Source organism: Acinetobacter nosocomialis, from assembly GCF_041021905.1.
GTDB lineage: Bacteria > Pseudomonadota > Gammaproteobacteria > Pseudomonadales > Moraxellaceae > Acinetobacter > Acinetobacter nosocomialis.
Window position 1 is genome coordinate 2,962,289 of sequence record NZ_CP157432.1, and the last position, 20,734, is coordinate 2,983,022.

General features: G+C 39.1%; 19 protein-coding genes. 16 read left to right on the top strand and 3 right to left on the bottom strand.

Annotated elements, in window-relative coordinates:
- Window positions 1-49 precede the first annotated feature (49 nt).
- The gene (gene purL / locus ABLC00_RS13845) at window positions 50-3,883 is read right to left on the bottom strand and encodes a phosphoribosylformylglycinamidine synthase (RefSeq protein WP_033846094.1); all 3,834 of its coding nucleotides are present in this window, start codon (window positions 3,881-3,883) and stop codon (window positions 50-52) included.
- A 309-nt stretch (window positions 3,884-4,192) separates the two neighbouring features.
- On the opposite strand from purL, the gene ABLC00_RS13850 reads away from it, so the two are divergent.
- The 11 genes from ABLC00_RS13850 (at window position 4,193) to pal (ending at window position 14,524) form a co-directional block, all read left to right on the top strand.
- On the top strand, window positions 4,193-5,533 hold the full coding sequence (locus tag ABLC00_RS13850) for a deoxyguanosinetriphosphate triphosphohydrolase (RefSeq protein WP_004885767.1): 1,341 nt from the start codon (window positions 4,193-4,195) through the stop codon (window positions 5,531-5,533).
- On the top strand, window positions 5,533-6,201 hold the full coding sequence (locus tag ABLC00_RS13855) for a hypothetical protein (RefSeq protein WP_004885766.1): 669 nt from the start codon (window positions 5,533-5,535) through the stop codon (window positions 6,199-6,201). Before ABLC00_RS13850 ends, ABLC00_RS13855 begins: the two co-directional genes overlap by 1 nt.
- An 8-nt stretch (window positions 6,202-6,209) precedes the next feature.
- Complete coding sequence (ruvA, locus tag ABLC00_RS13860; RefSeq protein ID WP_004707498.1) at window positions 6,210-6,809, top strand: Holliday junction branch migration protein RuvA; 600 nt, start codon at window positions 6,210-6,212, stop codon at window positions 6,807-6,809.
- Window positions 6,810-6,817: 8 nt separating this feature from the next.
- Window positions 6,818-7,822, top strand: coding sequence for a Holliday junction branch migration DNA helicase RuvB (ruvB, locus tag ABLC00_RS13865; protein WP_002052424.1), 1,005 nt, complete (start codon window positions 6,818-6,820; stop codon window positions 7,820-7,822).
- A gap of 204 nt (window positions 7,823-8,026) precedes the next feature.
- Window positions 8,027-9,361 carry a M20 family metallopeptidase gene (locus ABLC00_RS13870; RefSeq protein ID WP_004885765.1) on the top strand — a complete coding sequence of 445 codons (1,335 nt, stop codon included), beginning with the start codon at window positions 8,027-8,029 and terminating at the stop codon, window positions 9,359-9,361.
- 210 nt (window positions 9,362-9,571) lie between these two features.
- Window positions 9,572-9,979: a tol-pal system-associated acyl-CoA thioesterase gene (gene ybgC / locus ABLC00_RS13875; protein WP_002052673.1), complete on the top strand. Its 408-nt coding sequence runs from the start codon at window positions 9,572-9,574 to the stop codon at window positions 9,977-9,979.
- Between the two features lie 24 nt (window positions 9,980-10,003).
- Window positions 10,004-10,702 (top strand): protein TolQ, encoded by a 699-nt coding sequence (tolQ, locus tag ABLC00_RS13880; protein WP_002052880.1) that lies wholly within the window; start codon window positions 10,004-10,006, stop codon window positions 10,700-10,702.
- Window positions 10,702-11,154, top strand: a complete 453-nt coding sequence (tolR, locus tag ABLC00_RS13885) for a protein TolR (protein ID WP_002052868.1) — start codon at window positions 10,702-10,704, stop codon at window positions 11,152-11,154. The genes tolQ and tolR overlap by 1 nt, the downstream gene beginning before the upstream one ends.
- A 3-nt stretch (window positions 11,155-11,157) precedes the next feature.
- Complete coding sequence (tolA, locus tag ABLC00_RS13890) at window positions 11,158-12,558, top strand: cell envelope integrity protein TolA (protein ID WP_033846095.1); 1,401 nt, start codon at window positions 11,158-11,160, stop codon at window positions 12,556-12,558.
- A gap of 94 nt (window positions 12,559-12,652) precedes the next feature.
- Entirely contained in the window at window positions 12,653-13,933 is a 1,281-nt protein-coding gene (gene tolB, locus ABLC00_RS13895) for a Tol-Pal system beta propeller repeat protein TolB (protein WP_004885760.1), read from the top strand.
- A 27-nt stretch (window positions 13,934-13,960) separates the two neighbouring features.
- Window positions 13,961-14,524, top strand: a complete 564-nt coding sequence (pal, locus tag ABLC00_RS13900) for a peptidoglycan-associated lipoprotein Pal (RefSeq protein ID WP_002052670.1) — start codon at window positions 13,961-13,963, stop codon at window positions 14,522-14,524.
- Between the two features lie 54 nt (window positions 14,525-14,578).
- Here pal and ABLC00_RS13905 read toward each other — a convergent pair whose 3' ends face one another.
- The gene (locus tag ABLC00_RS13905) at window positions 14,579-14,767 is read right to left on the bottom strand and encodes an NF038105 family protein (protein WP_004707487.1); all 189 of its coding nucleotides are present in this window, start codon (window positions 14,765-14,767) and stop codon (window positions 14,579-14,581) included.
- A gap of 182 nt (window positions 14,768-14,949) precedes the next feature.
- Between ABLC00_RS13905 and ABLC00_RS13910 the strand changes: the two genes are divergently transcribed.
- The 5 genes from ABLC00_RS13910 to ABLC00_RS13930 all read left to right on the top strand — a co-directional run bounded on the left by ABLC00_RS13910 (window position 14,950) and on the right by ABLC00_RS13930 (window position 18,218).
- A complete protein-coding gene (locus ABLC00_RS13910) occupies window positions 14,950-15,921 on the top strand; it encodes a class 1 fructose-bisphosphatase (RefSeq protein WP_004707484.1) in 972 nt (323 codons plus the stop codon).
- 57 nt (window positions 15,922-15,978) lie between these two features.
- Window positions 15,979-16,755 carry an RNA methyltransferase gene (locus ABLC00_RS13915; protein ID WP_004885756.1) on the top strand — a complete coding sequence of 259 codons (777 nt, stop codon included), beginning with the start codon at window positions 15,979-15,981 and terminating at the stop codon, window positions 16,753-16,755.
- A gap of 159 nt (window positions 16,756-16,914) precedes the next feature.
- Window positions 16,915-17,529 (top strand): RNA polymerase sigma factor, encoded by a 615-nt coding sequence (locus ABLC00_RS13920; protein ID WP_004885751.1) that lies wholly within the window; start codon window positions 16,915-16,917, stop codon window positions 17,527-17,529.
- Window positions 17,519-17,839: a hypothetical protein gene (locus ABLC00_RS13925; protein WP_002052599.1), complete on the top strand. Its 321-nt coding sequence runs from the start codon at window positions 17,519-17,521 to the stop codon at window positions 17,837-17,839. The genes ABLC00_RS13920 and ABLC00_RS13925 overlap by 11 nt, the downstream gene beginning before the upstream one ends.
- Window positions 17,829-18,218: a DUF3106 domain-containing protein gene (locus ABLC00_RS13930; RefSeq protein WP_002052406.1), complete on the top strand. Its 390-nt coding sequence runs from the start codon at window positions 17,829-17,831 to the stop codon at window positions 18,216-18,218. Before ABLC00_RS13925 ends, ABLC00_RS13930 begins: the two co-directional genes overlap by 11 nt.
- An 81-nt stretch (window positions 18,219-18,299) precedes the next feature.
- Here the strand turns inward: ABLC00_RS13930 and ABLC00_RS13935 are convergent, their stop codons facing one another.
- Window positions 18,300-20,729, bottom strand: coding sequence for a CSLREA domain-containing protein (locus ABLC00_RS13935; protein ID WP_004885749.1), 2,430 nt, complete (start codon window positions 20,727-20,729; stop codon window positions 18,300-18,302).
- Window positions 20,730-20,734: the final 5 nt, after the last annotated feature.

Genomic DNA, 20,734 nt, shown 5'->3' on the forward strand with positions numbered 1-20,734 from the left:
TACTACATACAAATAAGCCACCTGACGGTGGCTTATTTCAATTTTTATATTATCCAATAAACTTACGTGCGTTACGGAACATACGTAACCAAGCACCGTCTTCAGTCCACTCTTCTGGACTCCAAGAATGCTGGATAGCACGGAAAGTACGCTCTGGGTGCGGCATCATAATCGTTGCACGACCGTCTTTAGATGTTACACCAGTAATCGCTTCCGGCGAACCGTTCGGGTTCAATGGATAATGTTGAGTCGGGTTACCGTGACTATCAACATAACGCAATGCAACTTGATTCGCTGCATTTAAGCTTGCAATATCAGCTTCGCTAGCAACTGCACGGCCTTCACCATGTGCTACAGCAATCGGTAAAATCGAACCTTCCATACCATCTAGTAATACAGAAACAGATTTTTCAACACGAACGTTTACGCTACGCGCTTCAAAAACTTCTGACATATTACGGTGGAAACGTGGCCAGTGTTCAGCACCCGGAATAAGCGGTGCTAATTGTGACAACATTTGGCAACCATTACAGATACCTAAGCTAAACGTACCTTCACGGTGGAAGAATTGTTCAAACTGATCACGTAATTTTGCATTGAATAAAACTGATTTTGCCCAGCCACCGCCTGCACCCATTACGTCACCGTAAGAGAAACCACCACAAGTTACCAAACCTTCGAAATCACTTAGGCTTACACGACCAGCAAGTAAATCACTCATGTGTACGTCAACGGTATTGAAACCAACTTTGTCGAAAGCTGCTGCCATTTCAATATGACCGTTTACACCCTGCTCACGCAAGATTGCCATATTAGGACGACGGCTATTAATAAACGGCGCTTCAATAGGTTCATTTAAATCAAATGTAGGTTTTGCAATTAAACCTTGATGTGATTTATCAGTAATTAAAGCAAATTCTTGATCAGCAGTTTCAACGTTATCACGTAAACGTTGGATCTGATGAGAGACTTCAGACCAAGCCTGTTGTAACTCTGCACGCTCTAGTGTTAAGCCATTTACAGATAATTGATCGGTGTTATTTACACGACCAACTACAGCAATTGCATCTTTTAAGCTAGAAGCAGCAACTTCTGCTTGTAAAGCTTCCCAATCAGCCGCTTTGATTTGAACCACGGCACCAATTTCTTCTGCAAATAAGCCCGCAGTAGTTTGGTTCTCTAATGCTACACCTAAACGTGAAGCAAACATCATTTCAGCTACAGTTGCAAGTAAACCACCATCACCGATGTCGTGGTAAGCTTGAATCAAGCCACGGTTATTCCAGTCTTGAATTAAAGCAAAGAACGCTTTGAAATCATCAAAACTATCAACATCTGGAGTGACTGAACCAATTGCTTTATATACTTGCGCAAGAATCGAACCACCTAAACGGAACTGACCTTTAGATAAATCAATACGTACAAGTACTGAATCTTCTAAATTCTTAAGTTCAGGCGTTAAAGTCTTACGAACATCAGCTACTGGAGCAAATGCAGTAATTACACCAGTCATTGGAGAGGTTACAGCTTTATCTTCACCGTTATCATTCCAAGTCGTACGCATTGAAAGTGAGTCTTTACCTACAGGAATCGCAATTCCTAAAGCTGGACACATTTCCATACCAATCGCTTTCACACCTTCAAACAATGCTTGGTCTTCACCTTTTTGACCAGCAGCAGCCATCCAGTTTGCTGAAAGTTTGATATCGCTAATTTGTTCAATATTTGCACATGCAATATTGGTAATTGCTTCAGCAACAGCCAAGCGAGCAGACGCTGCTGGATTTAACAATGCAACTGGTGGACGTTCACCCATTGCCATTGCTTCACCAGTGAAGCCTTGTAGGCTTGTAGTCGTTACTGCTGCATCTGCAACAGGAATCTGCCAACGACCAACCATTTGGTCACGTGCAACCATACCTGTAATTGAACGGTCACCAATAGTAATTAAGAATGACTTAGACGCAACTGTAGGATTTTTCAATACACGGAAAATGGCATCTTTCAAATCAACTTTTGAAGCGTCAAATTCGTTACCTTTACGTTCAATTGTTTCATAAGAACGTTGCATACGCGGTGTACCACCAAGCATCACTTGCATTGGGATATCAACTGCGTTGTTTTGGAACAATGGATCTTCAACAGTTAAGTGACGAGCTTCAGTTGCTTCACCTAACACGGCAAACGGACAACGTTCACGAGCACAGATTGATTCGAACTGTTCTAAAGACTCTGGACGAATTGCAAGAACATAACGCTCTTGTGCTTCATTTGACCAGATTTCCATTGGGCTCATGCCCGGCTCTAATGAAGGAATCTTACGAAGGTTAAGAACTGCACCTAACTCGTGGTCGTTTACAAGCTCAGGCATTGCATTTGATAAACCACCTGCACCTACGTCATGAATAGATACGATTGGGTTGAAGTCTTCTAAACGCCAGCATGTATCAATCACTTCTTGACAACGGCGTTCCATTTCTGGGTTTTCACGTTGTACAGATGCGAAATCAAGGCTTTCACCCATTGTGCCGCTATCTACAGAAGAGGCTGCACCACCACCAAGACCGATTAACATCGCAGGACCACCCAATACAATGAGCAGGTCACCCGGTTGAATCGCATCTTTTTCTACATGGTCAGGACGAATGTTACCGTAACCACCAGCGATCATGATTGGCTTATGAAAGCCCTTCACTTCACCATTTACATTTTGTTCGAAAGTACGGAAATAACCATTTAATGCAGGACGGCCAAATTCATTGTTAAATGCCGCGCCACCTAATGGACCTTCAATCATAATTTGTAATGGCGATGCCATACGTGAAGGTTTACCGTAGTTTTCTTCCCAAGGTTGTTCAAAACCAGGAATATTTAAGTTAGAAACTGTAAAGCCTGTTAAACCTGCTTTCGGTTTACCACCACGACCAGTTGCACCTTCATCACGGATTTCACCGCCTGAACCTGTTGCTGCACCAGCAAATGGAGAAATTGCTGTTGGGTGGTTGTGCGTTTCAACCTTCATTAAAATATGAGCAGCTTGGCTCTTATATTTGTAAACAAAATGACCGTTTTCATCTGCTTTCGGATAAAAACGCATCGTGTCATAACCAACAATTACAGAAGCGTTATCTTTATATGCTGATAACACGTCAGTTGGAGATTCTTTATAGGTGTTTTTAATCATTTGGAACAATGATAATGGTTGTTTTTCACCATCAATTGTCCATTCAGAACCAAAGATTTTATGACGACAATGTTCAGAGTTTGCTTGTGCAAACATCATTAACTCGATGTCATTTGGGTTACGACCAAGTCGAGTAAATGTTTCTGTTAAATAATCAATTTCTTGTTCAGATAAAGCAAAACCAAATTCGTTGTTGGCTTTTACTAATGCTTCTTTACCTTGACCTAAAATATCAATTGAATTTAAAGGTTTTGGTGCTGTTTCTGAAAATAGTGCTTTTGCATCTTCAATTTGTGCAAAAACAGTTTCAGTCATACGGTCATGAAGTACTTGTTTTACTTCATTAGAAATTTCAGAAACACCTTTTAACGTAAATAAAAGACCACGTTCTAAACGGTGAACTGGTGTATTACAGTTCTTGAAGATATCAGTTGCTTTAGAAGACCAAGGTGAAATAGTACCCACACGTGGTGTCACTAAAATCTGAATCTCATCACTTGCAGGTTGACGAAGTTCAAAAGACTCACCGTCATTTAATAATTGCAAAGCAGATTGATGTTGCTGCTCGTTGAGCGCTTGATCAAACAAATAGACCCATTGGCTGTCAAAAGATTGAACAGAACTAATTGACGATAAACGTGTTAATAGTTGAGCTTTCTTAAAAGAAGAATGTGCTGCTGCACCGGCCACGATAAACATGTTGATTTTGGCTCCACGGGCAGGTCTTGTGAACCTTACCGCAATGTGACTTTAGAGAGAGCGCATATTCTACTGTGTCTTGCTAAAATCAGCTAGATGTAGAATCAGTATTCTGTAACCTAATTCTGCAAGAAGTGACGTGTTTTTTGTTCAAAATCATTTTTTTAATCATTCTCACTCAAAATAAATTGTTTCATGTTTATTCAATAACATAATAAAACCTGAACTAAGACAAACTATGTCGCACCACGCTAGTGCTTTTAAGTTTTTTTTGGCATGATCAGGCTTTATAGTTTTGAATAATGATAAATGGAACAAATGCGTTGGTTAGAACTGCTTTCTGCAGTTCGTTTAGGCAGTAAAAAAAGCAGTACAGAGTTGGCTCGTAGCCCATTTCATAAAGATTATGACCGCATTATATTCTCGCAAAGTTTTCGTCAGTTAAACCGTAAAACTCAAGTTCACCCTCTAGCACAGCATGACGGTATCCATACCCGTTTAACTCACTCCCTTGAGGTTTCCTGTATTGGCCGTTCCATGGGCATGCTGGCAGCCGAAAAAATAAAAGATGAATTGCCCGTTTGGATTTCTCCTGCCGATGTCGGTGCAATCATTCAAGCAGCCTGCCTTGCTCATGATATTGGCAACCCACCCTTCGGTCATGCCGGCGAGTATGCGATTCGTGAATGGTTTGACGATGCCTCACATAATGATTTTCTAAAAAAATTGACGCCCGAAGAAGAAGCCGATGTTCGTCAGTTTGAAGGCAATGCTCAAGGTTTACGTTTATTAACCCGTATTGACTACCACCCAGATGATGGAGGTATGCGTTTAACTTACGCGACCTTAGGCGCTTATTTAAAATATCCTTGGCTTTCAAAAACAATTGCTTCCCAAGGCGATCGTCCCTCTCACCAACGGGCGAAGTTTGGTTGTTATCAATCTGAAAAAGAAATTTTAAAGCAAATTGCTGAACAGCTTGGTCTCATTCAATTAGGTGAATATCACTACTGCCGCCATCCACTTACCTATTTGTTAGAAGCTGCTGATGATATTTGCTATGCCCTCATCGACTTAGAAGATGGCATTATTCTAAATATGCTGAGTTACCAAGAGGTTGAGCCGATTTTTCTCAACTTAATTGCAGATTATGGTCAACCTGAAGAGCTATCACTTCCAAGCAGCACATGGCAACAAAAAATCTCGGCATTACGTGGCCGTGTTATGAAACGTTTGGTTGATGAAGTCACAACAGCTTTTGCCAAGCATCAGTATGAAATTATTACGGGTCAGCTTCAAGGTAGCCTTTTACAATACTGCTCACCTGATATTGCTAAAGGAATTGAAACAGCCAAAAATCTGGCACGTGAAAAAATATTTGAACATCCACAAAAGTCTGGTTTAGAAATTATTGCTCACCAAAGTTTGCAAACTATTCTTGATGCATTTGTACCATTAACCATGCCGCATAAATCTTTAAGCTTTAAAGAGCAACGTTTAATGTCTATTCTCCATTTATACGGTGCTCGCTTTAGCAACAACCACTATAACAATATCATGCAGGTACTCGATATTATTAGTAAGTTTTCAGATCATCAGGCTTATAGCTTGGCGCAAGAGCTACAAGGTAATAAAATAGGTCTGTTTTAATGATAAGTCGACATGTTGATAGAGGGCTTTATCCATCATCTTTTATGTATTCAGATCAGTGGGTCAAATGTCCTAAATGTTCTTATCTGAGTATCTTGAAATATGACAGTCCTTTGTCACTAGTAAATGCGCCTTATCACGGAACTTTTTCTTTTAGTTGTTTAAATTGTTGTTATCAAATTAAAGCTGAAGATAGTTCAATATCGAGTCGTCACAATGGCCATTTTTACGCCACAACTTATCAGCGTTGTCACAGTTGTGGGGGGTCATGGCTCAAAGCAAATCAAAAGCTGAATAATTCCGGAGCATATCCTCCGTATATTCAAGCTAAATGTCATTTATGCCAAAATTTTTCAAAATTTGAAAAATATAATGTAGATTTTGTTTTAGACCAAAAATTTGGTTATACAAATTATGGACTTGAACTTTATTTGAAAACTTCAAGTAGGCATGGAGATATATACGTTTATAACCCTACACATTTAAAAGAATTAAAAATGTTTGTTGAAGCTAATCTAAGAGAACGAACGAAACAGACTGGTAATAGCAGTTACTTTTCGCGTCTACCTGCATGGATAAAATCCACACGAAATCGAAAGGAAATTTTAAAAGCCATTTTGCGTTTAGAACAAATGGCATCTACTATTCAACCATTAACAAATAAGTGAAAGATTCAATGATCGGATGTTTAATTGGCGAAGTGTTTGCCTTAGAAGCCCCAACTGTCTTACTGAATGTAAATGGTGTGGGCTATGAAATTGATACGCCACTTTCAACATTTTGCCAATTACAAAAAGGCCAGAAAGTTACGCTATGGACACATTTGGTCGTCCGTGAAGATGCTCAGCAGCTTTATGGTTTTAGTGATGCTCAAGAGAAAACAATTTTCCGCACCTTATTAAAAGTAAATGGTGTTGGCCCGAAAATGGCATTAGGTATTCTCTCTACTTTAAGTGTTGAATTGCTAGTACACACAATTGAACATGACGATGTAAACACTTTGGTTAAAGTTCCGGGCGTAGGTAAAAAAACGGCTGAACGTTTAATGATTGAACTACGTGACCGTTTCAAAACCTTGGCTCAAGGCACTTCAACTGTGGCTACCATGCCTCAAATTCAATTTGCTGCGAACTCTCCAGTTGCTGAAGCAGAAGCTGCGCTGCAATCTTTAGGTTATAAACCACTTGAAGCACAAAAAGCTGTAGCTGCGGTTAAAGCCGATTACACTGAATCAGCCGATATTATTCGTGCTGCTCTTAAATCAATGATGAAGTAAATACACTTATGCAAGACCGTCTAATCAGTGGAACAGAAAAACCTGAAGATCATTTTGATCGGGCTATTCGACCGACTTCACTTGCCGATTATATTGGACAGCCAGTTGTACGCGAGCAAATGGAAATTTTCATCGGTGCGGCTCGTGGTCGTGGTGAAGCACTCGATCACACACTGATTTTCGGTCCACCGGGCTTAGGAAAAACCACGCTTGCCAATATTATTGCGCGTGAAATGGGTGGCAATCTCAAATCCACTTCAGGACCTGTTTTAGAGCGTGCGGGTGATTTGGCTGCAATGCTCACCAACCTTGAAGAAGGCGATGTTCTATTTATTGATGAAATTCACCGTCTTTCTCCAGTGATTGAAGAAATTCTGTATCCGGCAATGGAAGATTACCAACTCGATATCATGATTGGTGAAGGCCCTGCTGCTCGTTCAATTAAACTAGATTTACCACCTTTTACGCTCGTTGCTGCCACCACACGTGCCGGCTTACTCACCTCACCTCTACGCGACCGTTTTGGTATTGTGCAGCGTCTTGAGTTTTACTCTGTAGAAGACCTAACTCATATCGTGTCACGTTCTGCAAACCTCATGGATGTACCAATTACAGTTGAAGGTGCAGAAGAAGTAGCTCGTCGCTCACGCGGTACTCCGCGTATTGCCAACCGTTTATTACGACGTGTTCGAGACTATGCACAAGTAAAAGGTACGGGTGAAGTGACTCATGAAATGGCACAACGTGCGCTTGATATGCTCAATGTTGATAAAGCTGGTCTAGATACCCTAGACCGTCGTTATTTGAGCATGTTACTCGAGCGTTTTGATGGCGGTCCTGCTGGAGTTGAAGCGCTTGCAGCTGCCATGGCTGAAGACAGCGGCACACTTGAAGACGTGATTGAACCTTATTTAATTCAACAAGGTTATGTCATGCGTACCGCACGAGGTCGTATAGCAACCAACCAATCTTATTTACAGTTTGGAATGACGCCCCCTGAGCCTAAAAACTAATCAAAGGAAGAGAATTTTCTCTTCCTTTTTTAATTTAACTATTCTTTTTAACTCAAATAACAACTGTCTTATCAATAAGTTAATTACTCTATACCTTTTAAGTCTTTATTTATACCTTATTGATTTTTTAATATTTTTAAAAACTGAATTATAAGAAATCTAGATATTAAATCTTATGAACAATAATATTTTTAGGATAAGGACATGTACAAAAAAGCCGCTTTACTTCTGCCATTCGCCTTAATGAGTCAACTGAGCCTAGCAGATTGGATCAAAGATGCTGCACAACAAAATGAAAATCAGGTCATTCAGTTAAGACAACATATTCATCAAAATCCTGAACTTGGCAATATGGAATTTAAAACATCTGCACTTGTTCAAAAAGAATTAAAGTCTTATGGCATTCAAGTCAAAACGGGTTATGCCAAAACAGGGGTTGTAGGTATTTTAAAAGGAAATAAACCCGGCCCTATTATTGCGCTTAGAGCCGATATGGATGCACTACCTATGGAAGAAAAAAGTGGTGTGCCATTTGCAAGTAAACAAAAAGCAATTTACCAAGGTAAAGAAACCTATGTAATGCATGCTTGTGGACATGATGCGCACACTGCAATGTTATTAGGGGCTGCAAAAATTCTGGCTGCCAATAAAGATAAAATATCAGGTACCGTTGTCTTTGTTTTTCAACCCGCTGAAGAAGGTGGAGCAGATATAGACAATTTCACGCAAGGTGATCAAATCGGTTCAAGAAAAATGATCGCAGATGGAGCATTTAGAGACTATAAACCTGAAGCCATTTTTGGCATACATGTCATATCTGGTATGCAAAGTGGACATCTTTATTATAAAGACGGTGCAATTTTAAATAGTGCAGATCATTTACGTATCCAAGTCAACGGCAAGCAAGTACATGGCTCTACCCCTTGGTTAGGTAGAGATCCAATTTATGCATCGGCACAAATGATTAATAATTTACAAAGCCTTATTAGCCGAAGGACTGATCTCACCAAAGGTATGGGTGTAGTGAGCATTGGTAATATTCAGGGTGGCACAGCAGGAAATATAATTCCTGAACAAGTTAATATGGTGGGGACTATTCGTTCTAATAACGAACAGATACGGGCGAATATCTTAAAAAGTTTACCAGCCATGATAGAGCATAATGCTCAAGCCAATGATGTGACTGCCAAAGTTGAAATTGCGCCCTATGCTCCCGTAACAATGAATGACAAAGCACTGACTCAACTTATTCAACCCACATTACTCAAGGTTGTTGGAGACTCAAAACTTCATGTTTTGGATCATAATGCAAGCGCAAGTGAAGATTTTGCCTATTATGGTAAATTAATGCCCTCATTTTTTATTTTCTTGGGTGCAACACCAGAAAATCATGATTTAACTCAAGCTGCACCAAATCATAGCCCCTATTTTATTGTAGATAATAAGGCCTTAAAAACAGGAACTGAGCTGCATATAAGATTTGTATTAGATTATCCCAATATAGCTAAACAAGTTCAGGCTGCTTGGAAACAGTCTTAACTTAACAATATGCTCGTCATAGAGGGTACGGTTTTAGACAACAAAGACAGCCATCGCAATTGAAAGGTTGTGCCATAGGACTTAGTATGCAATCTGCTAAACTGCCCCGTATTTAAAAGCAGATGTATGACTTGAGATAGAACTGATGTTTTATTCAGCAGTCATATTTTAAATATAAAGCTCTATAGTGAACTAAAACGGAATACTCTCATGGCGAATCATTTTGAATTCAACATTCGTGTTTATATCGAAGATACGGACGCAGGTGGTATTGTTTACCATGCCAACCACATTCGCTATATGGAACGTACCCGTACAGAATGGCTCCGCGCTGCTGGTGTTGACCATTACTGGCGTCAAAAAGATTACAACTTTGTTGTTCATAAAATTGATGTGAAATACATGCGTCCTATTTTAATGGATGACTTAATTACTGTTACAGCACGTGTAGTTTCATGTAAAGCTGCGTCATTTGTGTTGCAACAAAATATTTATCGTGGTGAAATCTTGCTTGCTTCTGGCGAGGTTGAATTGGCATGTTTAAGTAAAGAAATGATGCCACGTCGCCTTCCTGAAGAAATACGTGATCTTATTCGTAAAGAATTGGAACAAGACTAAAAAAAGCAACCGGCATATGTAACTATGGCAACAAACATTGAATCAACCCTGCATATTTCTGACCTTATCTTACAAGCAAGTCCAGTCGTCCAATTGGTCATGCTAATTTTATTGTTAGCATCAATCTTTAGTTGGTACTTAATTGCCAAGTTACATATGGGTTATAAAAAAGCACGTCAAGGTGATGAACATTTCCAAAAAATGTTCTGGTCTGGTGCTGAACTTAATACGCTCTATAACAACGCACAACTCAATTCAAAACGCTCAGGCCTTGAGGATATCTTTTATCAAGGACTGAGTGAGTTTTTCAAACTTAAAAAGCGTAACGCGTCTACCTCTCAAACGATCGAAGGCACCGAGCGTATTTTACGTGTAGGTTTAAGTCGTGATCAGGGTACTCTTGAATATGGCCTAGGTACTCTAGCAAGTATCGGTTCTGTTGCTCCATATATCGGTTTATTCGGTACAGTTTGGGGAATCATGAATGCCTTTATCGGTTTGGCTGCCGTTGATCAAGTGACTTTAGCAACAGTTGCGCCGGGTATTGCTGAAGCGCTTATTGCAACTGCTATTGGTTTATTTGCTGCAATTCCTGCGGTATTAGCTTTTAACCACTTTACGGCTAAAGGTGAAAGCGTCTACTCTGACCGTGCACTATTTGCCGAAGAAATGATTGCTTTATTGCAACGTCAATCTGTGGGTTCATCACAGGAAGATGCATAATGGCTATTCAACGTTCAGGGCGCTTTGAGCGCATAAAAAAACCATTAAAAAGTGACATGAACGTCGTCCCTTATATCGATGTAATGCTTGTGCTTTTAGTCATTTTCATGGTGACTGCTCCCATGATTACTAGCGGTATTAAAGTTGATTTACCGCAGGCAAATAATCGTCCAATTGAATCCAAAGATATGCCAGCCATGGTAACCATTGGTAAAGACGGCAATATTTATCTTCAATATCAAGACTACAAAGATAACGAACCACTTTCTCGTGAAAAACTTGAATCTGTTTTAAGTGAAGCACAAAAGCAAGCTGAACAAGAAAACAAACAGCTTACGGTTTTAGTGAATGGTGATAAATCTCGTCCTTATGGCGAAGTCGTATCATTGATGGCAAGTTTACAAGAAGCAGGTTTAACGCAAGTTGGCCTTCTGACAGAGCCTTTAAAATAAGCTATGAACAAAAATCAAAAGCCTCCTTTTAAACAAAATGCAATTGCATTGGGCTTCACACTTGGAGTTCATGCAATTGCTATTGTCGGCTTGCTTTTTTTAGGCTTGAGTAAACCACCTGAACAGCCAAAAAAGCTGACGACTATTTTAGTTAAGCCAGAAGATTTACCACCGCCTTTAGCAAAAGAAGTTGAGCAACAAACCACAGCAGAAAATCAGGCTGAAGAAGTTTTAAGTCCGATTGTGGATGAAAATGTTCCTCAAAATATTCCAGCAGTACCAGTGCCACCTCCTCCACCAACAGCACAACATCTGGTTGCCCAAAAGCAAAAAGCTGAGCAAGCAAAATTAGCTGAGGAAAAACGTAAAGCTGAAGAAGCTGCTAAAGCGAAGCAAGCTGCGGAACAACAACGTTTAGAGGAAGCTCAAAAACAGCAGGCTGAAGCTAAGCGTCAAGCTGAAGCGAAAGCTGCAAAAGTTGAGGCTGAACAAAAGCGTAAAGCTGAAGCAAAAACTAAACATGAACAAAGTGAAGCTCGCAAAGCTGCTGAGGAAGCCAAACGTAAAGCTGAGGCTGACGCAAAACTAAAACGTGAAGCAGAAAATGCAAAACTTCAGGCACAACAAGAAGCAAAACGTAAAGCTGAAGCTGAGGCAAAAGCTAAACATGAGGCCCGCAAAGCTGCGGAAGATGCTAAACGTAAAGCAGCTGAAGATGCGAAAGTTAAACAGCAGAAAGTAGCTGAGGAAGCCAAGCGTAAAGCTGAAGCTGATGCGAAAGCCCAAAAGCAGAAAGCGGCTGAAGAGGCTAAGCATAAAGCTGAAGCTGATGCGAAGGCCCAAAAGCAGAAAGCGGCTGAAGATGCTAAGCGCAAAGCTGAGGCTGATGCAAAAGCCAAACAGCAAAAAGCAGCTGAAGATGCTAAGCGCAAAGCTGAGGCTGATGCAAAAGCCAAACAACAAAAAGCAGCTGAAGATGCTAAGCGCAAAGCTGAGGCTGATGCAAAAGCTAAACAGCAAAAAGCAGCTGAAGATGCTAGACGTAAAGCCGAAATTGAGGCCGAAGAAAAAGCTGCATCTGCTAAAAAAGCTCAAGAAGAAGCTGCTCAGAAAAAAGGTGAAGCTAAAAAAATTGCATCTTCAGCTAAACGTGATTTTGAGCAGAAAATTCGTCGTGCTTGGGATGTTCCTACAGGAAGCAGTGGTAAAACTGTTAGCGTTAGATTTACCCTGTCTGACTCAGGTAGTGTTAGCTCGATTGTTATTACACGGTCAAGTGGAGATGATGCATTGGATGCAAGTATCAAAGCTGCAATTCAGGCATCTGCTCCCTACCCAATGCCATCGGATCCTGATGCAAGACGAGAAGCACGAAGCGTTACCTCTACTTTCAGAGCACAATAATTTTGTAAGAGTTACATGCTTTAAATAGTTTGAAGCATGTAACTATGCTACAAAATCACCAGTCACAAAAAATACCTTCAATGACTTTAAACCTATGAAAACGAGCCGCAAACACCTTCTAGCCTTAACGCTACTTACAGCATTAAGTCCTCTTGCACCAACAGCTGCCTTTGCTCAATTACATTTAGAGATTGCAAAAGCACCTGATCAGGCGCCTAAAATCGCTATTGTGCCTTTTAATAACGACAATGGACTTTATCCTATTGTTGAAACTGACTTGAACCGCTCAGGACGTTTCACGAGTTCATCAAAAAACTTACCTGCAAATGCTGCTATTAACCAGATTCAAGCATCTGATTGGCAAGTTGCGGGTATCCCTTATGTTGTTACTGGACAAATTAAGCAAACAGCTGACGGGTTTGAAGTCCATTACCAACTTTATGATGTACAAAAACAGCAATATCTTCTGAATGAGTTGTTAAATGTTCCTGCTTCACGCATACGTCAAGCAGGGCATATGGTAAGTGACGCTATTTATCAGGCCTTAACCGGAATTCCAGGTGATTTTAGTGGTCGTATCGCTTATGTATTACGTAATCCTGCCACTCCTGCTGAACGTTACACCTTACAAATCGCCGATACAGATGGTGAACAACCAAAAACTGTTCTCTCTTCACGTGACCCGATTTTGTCTCCGGCATGGACTCCTGACGCCAAAAAAATTGCTTATGTTTCTTTTGAAACTAAACGTCCAGCCATTTATTTACAAGATCTCTCTACTGGAACACGTGAAGTACTTACGAGTTTTAAAGGCTTAAATGGTGCACCAAGCTTTTCACCAGATGGCAAATCAATGCTATTTACAGCATCGATGAATGGTAACCCTGAAATTTATCAAATGGATTTATCAACTCGCCAAGTCAAACGTATGACAAATGACTCAGGCATTGATACAGAAGCACGTTATACACCAGATGGAAAAGCTTTTATTTTCACATCTGACCGTGGAGGCTCTCCTCAAATTTATCGCTATGATTTTGGAGATGGCTCAGTAAAACGTTTAACATTTAAAGGGTCGTTTAATGCTCGTGGCACTTTAAGTGCAGATGGTAAAAAAATTGCACTGGTGCATCGACCAAGTGGCAGTAACTATAAAGTTGCTATCCAAGATATTAATACAGGCATTGTCAATATTCTTACCCCAACCAGTTTAGATGAATCACCAAGTTTCTCACCAAATGGGCAAATGGTGGTTTACGCAACTCGTGAAGGAAACCGTGGTTTACTGTCTATCATGTCCACTGATGGTCGTTTCCGTATGAATTTACCGAGTGAGCAAGGTGAAGTACGTGAACCAGCCTGGGCACCTAAATAACTTTTTCTTCCATTGATGGAGATGATGATGAAATCAATCAAATATTTGGCTTTTCCTCTACTTAGTGTAGCGCTTGTCATGACAGGTTGTGCGAGCCGTAAACCAGCAACGACTGCAAATGCTGGTACTACAAACCCAAGCACCGTAAACACCACAGGTTTAAGTGAAGATGCTGCATTAAATGCCCAAAATTTGGCAGGTGCTTCATCAAAAGGTGTAACTGAGGCAAATAAAGCTGCTTTAGCTAAACGTGTTGTTCACTTCGATTACGACAGTAGTGATTTATCTGCTGAAGACTATCAAACTCTTCAAGCCCATGCTCAATTCCTCATGGCCAATGCAAACTCAAAAGTTGCATTAACTGGTCATACAGATGAGCGCGGTACGCGTGAATACAACATGGCTTTAGGTGAACGTCGTGCAAAAGCCGTTCAAAGTTACCTTATTACAAGTGGTGTAAATCCACAGCAACTTGAAGCGGTAAGTTATGGTAAAGAAGCACCAGTTAATCCAGGACATGACGAATCAGCATGGAAAGAAAACCGCCGTGTTGAAATTAACTATGAAGCGGTTCCTCCCCTATTAAAATAAAACATCTAAAAAAATAAACGCCCAAATATGGGCGTTTATTTTTGCATTCTTAATTTAAGAAGATTTATTGTCCTCTTCTTCTGAATGTTGCATTGACTCAATCAAATCGTGCTTATTAAAAGCTTTATATTCAGGTTTTGCTTCATAATCTTTCCAAGCCTCCTGAACACTTTCTTTCGAAATTTCTTCTAAATTGATTGGTTCACCTGCCGTTGGGGTCGCATCAAACTTCTTAGTTGTCATTTCGATTCTCCTAAATATACATTCCTTTGCTATGCAAACAACATACCACGTAAAATGGGGCTTGTAAGCATAAATGCAACACAAATAAAGTAAGATAATTTTTATTTTCCGGCATTCTCATCTAGAATATGCCACGTATTTATTTGACTCATTTTGATGCTTGCGCACAGGAGCGTTTTTTTATGTCCAACCTCACATTGTCCCAATTTTTACAACAAGAAAAAGGGAACCTTACACCTGAGTTGGCCCAAGTTATCGACACGATTGCGACGACTTGTAAAACCATTGACCAAGCCCTACAAAAAGGTGCATTGGCTGGAATTTTAGGTAGTGCAGGTAATGAAAATGTTCAAGGTGAAACACAGAAAAAACTTGATGTGATTTCTAATGACTATTTAATTGATGCTTTAAAAGTTCATCCTCACGTAGGTGGTCTTGCGTCTGAAGAACTTGATGATTTTACACCTGCGCAAGAAAACGGCAAATACTTGGTACTATTCGACCCATTAGATGGTTCAAGTAACATTGATATCAACATGTGCGTAGGAACAATCTTCTCGATTCTTCCTGCAAAAAATGCAGTTACACAAGCGCAAGATTTCATGCAAGCAGGTACTCAACAAGTCGCTGCTGGTTATGTATTATATGGCCCATCAACAATGATGGCTTTAACAGTTGGAAATGGTGTAGCTTTCTTTACTTTAGATCCAGAAACTCAAACATTCTTACTTACTACAGAGAATGTTCAAGTATCAGCAGATACTCAAGAATTTGCAATTAACGCATCTAACCAGCGTCATTGGGAACAACCAGTAAAACAATATATTGAAGAGTTACTTGCAGGTAAAACATCTGTACGTGAAAAAGATTTCAATATGCGTTGGGTAGCATGTATGGTGGGTGATATTCACCGTATTTTATGCCGTGGTGGTATCTTCCTTTATCCATATGACTTAAAAGACCCGAAAAAAGCTGGTCGTTTACGTCTAATGTATGAAGCTAACCCAATGAGTATGCTCATTGAACAAGCAGGTGGTTCATCAACTACAGGCCGTGTTCGTATTTTAGATATTGAACCAACAGAGCTTCACCAACGTGTTCCGGTAATTATCGGTTCTAAAAACGAAGTTGAACGCGTAACAAGCTATCATTAATAATTAAATTATAGAGGGCGTCATATAGTATGATGACGCCCTTTTGGATATATCCTTATGGCGGTTATTTTTTTAGAATCAAAAGACAATGCAAAAATTAAACATTTGCGTGGTTTAATTGAACTCAATAGCGCCCGAAAAAAGCATCAACAAACGGTTCTTGAAGGTACTCACCTTTGCCTAGCTTGGTTACAACAACAGAAAAAACTCTTTTCTTTGTTTACAACTGAACAAGCCTTAGAACATCCCGATTTAAAGAAAATCATTGAACTTCACCAAGGTCATGTCTTTATTATTAGCGAAGTTTTATATAAAGACTTAAGTACCTTAGGTAATACCCTTCCTTGCTTAGCTATTATTGATTTGCCTAAAACTGCATCAACGATTGACTATAACGTAGACACTCTAATTCTCGAAAATGTACAAGACCCAGGTAACGTAGGTACATTATTACGGTCTGCAGCAGCAGCGAATATTAAACAAATTATTTGTACACAAGGCTCTGCCTCACTTTGGACTCCACGTGTTTTAAGAGCAGGTATGGGGGCTCATTTTAGCCTGTCTTGCTTTGAAAACTTTCAATTGACAGATATTCTTCCTAAATTCGATATTCCTGTTTTCGTTACAAGCTCTCATCGCTCGACTAGTCTTTATTCAAAAGATCTTTCAAAACCATGTGTTTGGATTTTAGGCAACGAAGGACAAGGCGCAAGTGATTACGCTTTAGAGCATGCACAATCAGTAACGATACCGCAACCAGGTGGTCAAGAGTCGTTAAATGTAGCAATTGCAGGATCAATTTGTTTTTTTGAAATGGTTCGCCAACGCCAATAAAACGTTAATTTATTTTACATCGCTCATATTTGTGAAAAAAATCATTTACACTACTAAAAAATAGCCGATTGTTGTCAACCTCCCACCTCTTTTCAACGTTATATAAGAGATATATTGAAGATAAGGTGGGTACGTCCAATGACAGGATTTTCCATCTCCATGGATTTAGCACCGAAAAAGTCTCGATCGGAAGCATCTAGTGTTCATGCCAGCACGGCTGAACAACGCCTAAAGGTTTTTATGCAAGATGTTACTGGACGTGCTTTAGTGATGATGGAAAGTGCTACCCAAGGTCAACAGGGCATTGCCATGGACTTGGTTCAAGAAGCATTTATTGCTTTACACAAGTCTTACGCCGATCGAAGTACTGAAGAATGGTATCCGCTGTTTTATACCATTCTAAACAACAAACTTCAGGATTGGCGCCGCAAAGAAGCTCGTCGAGCAAATCCATTATCATTCTTCAAAAAAGTTAGTCTAGACAATGATGATGAAGAAATCATTGATATTGTCGATGAAAAAGCAATCAATCCAGCAGATTTTCTAGATCAAGCAGTGACCATAGAAGAAATTCAGGAAGCGATTGCAAAACTACCTGTTCGTCAACAACAAGCTTTCATGTTACGTGCTTGGGAAGGTTTCGATACCCACACCACAGCGCAAATTATGAACTGTACTGAAGGTAGTGTAAAAACCCATTATCATCGAGCAATTCAGGGACTTAGAGAGTACTTAGCGCATTTAAATCCCATGGGAGGTTCTAATGAATCATGATGATTTCACTAAAAAGGTGACGTCTAAACTCGATAGTTTGGCCCATCACCATAAAAATAAAACAGTGGTGATGAATCATGTGCTTGACCATATCCAGCAAAAACCAGCCTCTTTTTATAGTGTCTGGAAAATGACTGGTTTTGCACTTGCAGCAGCAATTACTGGTTTTGTTATTTTGCCTAATTCGGTAGATATGATGGATAAGCCACAAAATCAAGTGGTTGTAAATCCTAAATTATCACCACAAATGGTAGAAGATTTAGAAATGCTGATGGTGTTGGGTGAGGATAAAGTTCAACATGGTAGCTAAAAAGTTAGCACTTATCCTTTGTTCATTAAGTTTCCTGCAAACCAGTTTTGCGGGTTTTGAACGTTTCTGGATTTTTTCTAAAGATGCCAATACTCAAGTAGATGATACTTGGAATGCTTTGTCTGAAGAAGAACAACGAGCAGTAATTAAACGCTATCAAAGCTTGAAAGAATTACCAGCAAACCAAAGTGCTAATCTGCAACAACGTATGGATTGGTTCAACCAACTTCCAGATGCAGAAAAACAGAAAATGCGTGAAGCTTGGCAAAAAATGAGTACACAAGAACGTAATGATTTACGTCAACGCATGCTCAAAGCAAGTGCTGATGAAAGAACCGCTATACGTGAAGAATATATCAACAAATATTTAGAGCACTAAAAACTGTTTTTTTAATAATGTGCTATTCAAAAATATAACAAGTAATAAAAAAGCCTCCTATGGAGGCTTTTTTATTTATGCTTATTTACGGTAACGTCTATAGGCAATTAAACTTAGTAAGGAAGCAAGAGAGAAAATTCCAATACTTCCTCCACCTCCACTTCGAGAATCATCTGTTGTAGTTGCTGTACTTACTAAATTAATCGTTCCTGCTTTAGCTGAAATAGTTCCATCTGCATCATAAACATAGTAAGTCAATGTATCATTGAAGGTGTTAAATACGTTACTCGCTTGAATATAGATGTTACCACCATAGCAAGTATTACCGCTATCATCTTTAGGACATGGCCCTTCTCGATCTGCTTTGACTACCTTGAAAATACCATCCTTTGAAGTTTTACTTGGTATATAAATCGGTAACTCTACACCCTGATCATTCACCCAAAATTTAGGTTTATTTGGCTTTGTCTTAAGTGTACTTGTAGGACCATCTCCATCATCATTCGCATACTGTAATAAATTCAAAGGAATGACTTCATTTGCTAAATATTTAAAAGTTACAGTTCCATCACCAGCAACTGGTGGGATATTATCAAATCGGGCTTCTAATAACCCAGATGATTGAGTAGTGCCATCTTTACTGCTAATTGTATATTTACAATAGTTATAATCGCCTGCTTGGGTAATAATATCATCTGAACGATAGAATATAATTTGCTGTAAAGCATCATTCCATTCACAAAAAAGTCCATCATCCTTTTTAATGTTTGTAACTTTATCGTCGATCAATCCTGTACCGACAGTTTCAAGATTAATATTATAATCAGATGTATTAAAGAACTTTAATAAATGACTACTATCTTCATTTGGTAAAGGTAAACCATTTGCCTTTAAGTCGATATAAATTGCTCGATATTTTGCATTTGCTTTAGTTTGATCAAGAAGGTTCTTGTAATTTGCTGAATCGATTTTTAATACATTTAATAAATATGCATAATCTGGATTCAAGATATTCTTCTGAACCGTATCATATTGAGATTGATATTTTGCAAGCAGATCTGTAAGTGACGTATTACCTAAACCTTTTATATCTCCAGCGGTCAGTTTCATTAGTTCAATCGAACCAATATCACAGCTATTACGACCATTTGGTTGATAATATAATTTACTATCGGCAAGGCGTGAAAGTCCGCGCTGGTCGATAGAAGTACATGAGTCTTTACCCTCTGGGTCTACATCTACTAGATTCTTACCACCTATATTATTTTTAGGATAATAAATTGGTAAAAAACCAGTCTCTGGCCCAGCTGAATGTAAAGGTTCTAATAATGAGTCAAAAGACTGGCCTGCTATATCAACAGTTCGATGTGTAGACGTAAGAGCTTCCGTTGGTAGATCACATTTTCCAGCATCATTCGTCAAATTTAATGCATTAAAAGATAGTATGAAACCAGCATTTTTTAAATCAGTGGCTGGCCCTATAAAATAATGACAGGCATAGGTTCCCGGGTTATAACCGATTAAATTAAATCTTAATTCTTTACTTCCTAATGTGTCATATAAAAACGTGGTATAAGCATTATTTTCAACAATAGTATTATTTTTTAAGGTTAAACTACTGTTAGCGCTAAGTATGGTTGAAGGATTAGGAGTACCGTTAGGAGTAGCATCACCAGTAAATTTCAAAATACTACCATTTACTGTATTTGCAATATTTTTAGCTATTGTATTAATTGTAAAGGTTGCTTTCGGCTCTCCGCAAAACTCAAAAGTATTATTAGAACTATTTGAACCATTACTCATAACACTAGAAGAGGTAAATGTTACTTCCCGTTTTGTATAGGCTGTGCCATTCCAACAACTCATTGAAAGTACACTTCCAGATGTTGCATTATTACCTTGAATCAAAGAGTGAGTTGCAGACAAATTAACATTATCGCCACCGAGGAAAATAGCACCACCTTTAGATGCTTGTGAGTTCAAGATTTGACTATTTAATAAGGTAACATTACCACCTGCATAAATAGCACCACCAAAGTCTGTTGCTGAACCATTTTCCAAAATAATATTTTGAAGAAATAAAGGTTGTTTATTTACTGCTGTATTAAAGATACGTGACTTACCAGCAGCATTAATTCTCGTCTGTAACGATTGTAATGCTGGATAATCATTGGTTAAAACACTTTTTTCTGCCCAATTTTTATCTTGATCTTTTTCACCATATCCATAAATCGCAATATCTGCATTTGGAACCAATTCTTTGTTTAATGTATAAGTTCCTGCTTTTAATTGGATTACCTGACTTTTAGAAGTGTTATAGACTGTACATCCATAATCAGATCTTCGTGTTTCAGCAACTTTTATGGCTTCCCTTAACGAACATGCATTAGGGTTTTCACCATCTTCATCTGCAAAAGTTGTTACTTCGATTCTTTGATTTGCTGTATCAGCAAAAAGTGGCATAGCCGCTAGCACAGCTAATGCTAATACTGCTTTTTTATAGTTTTTCATAGTCC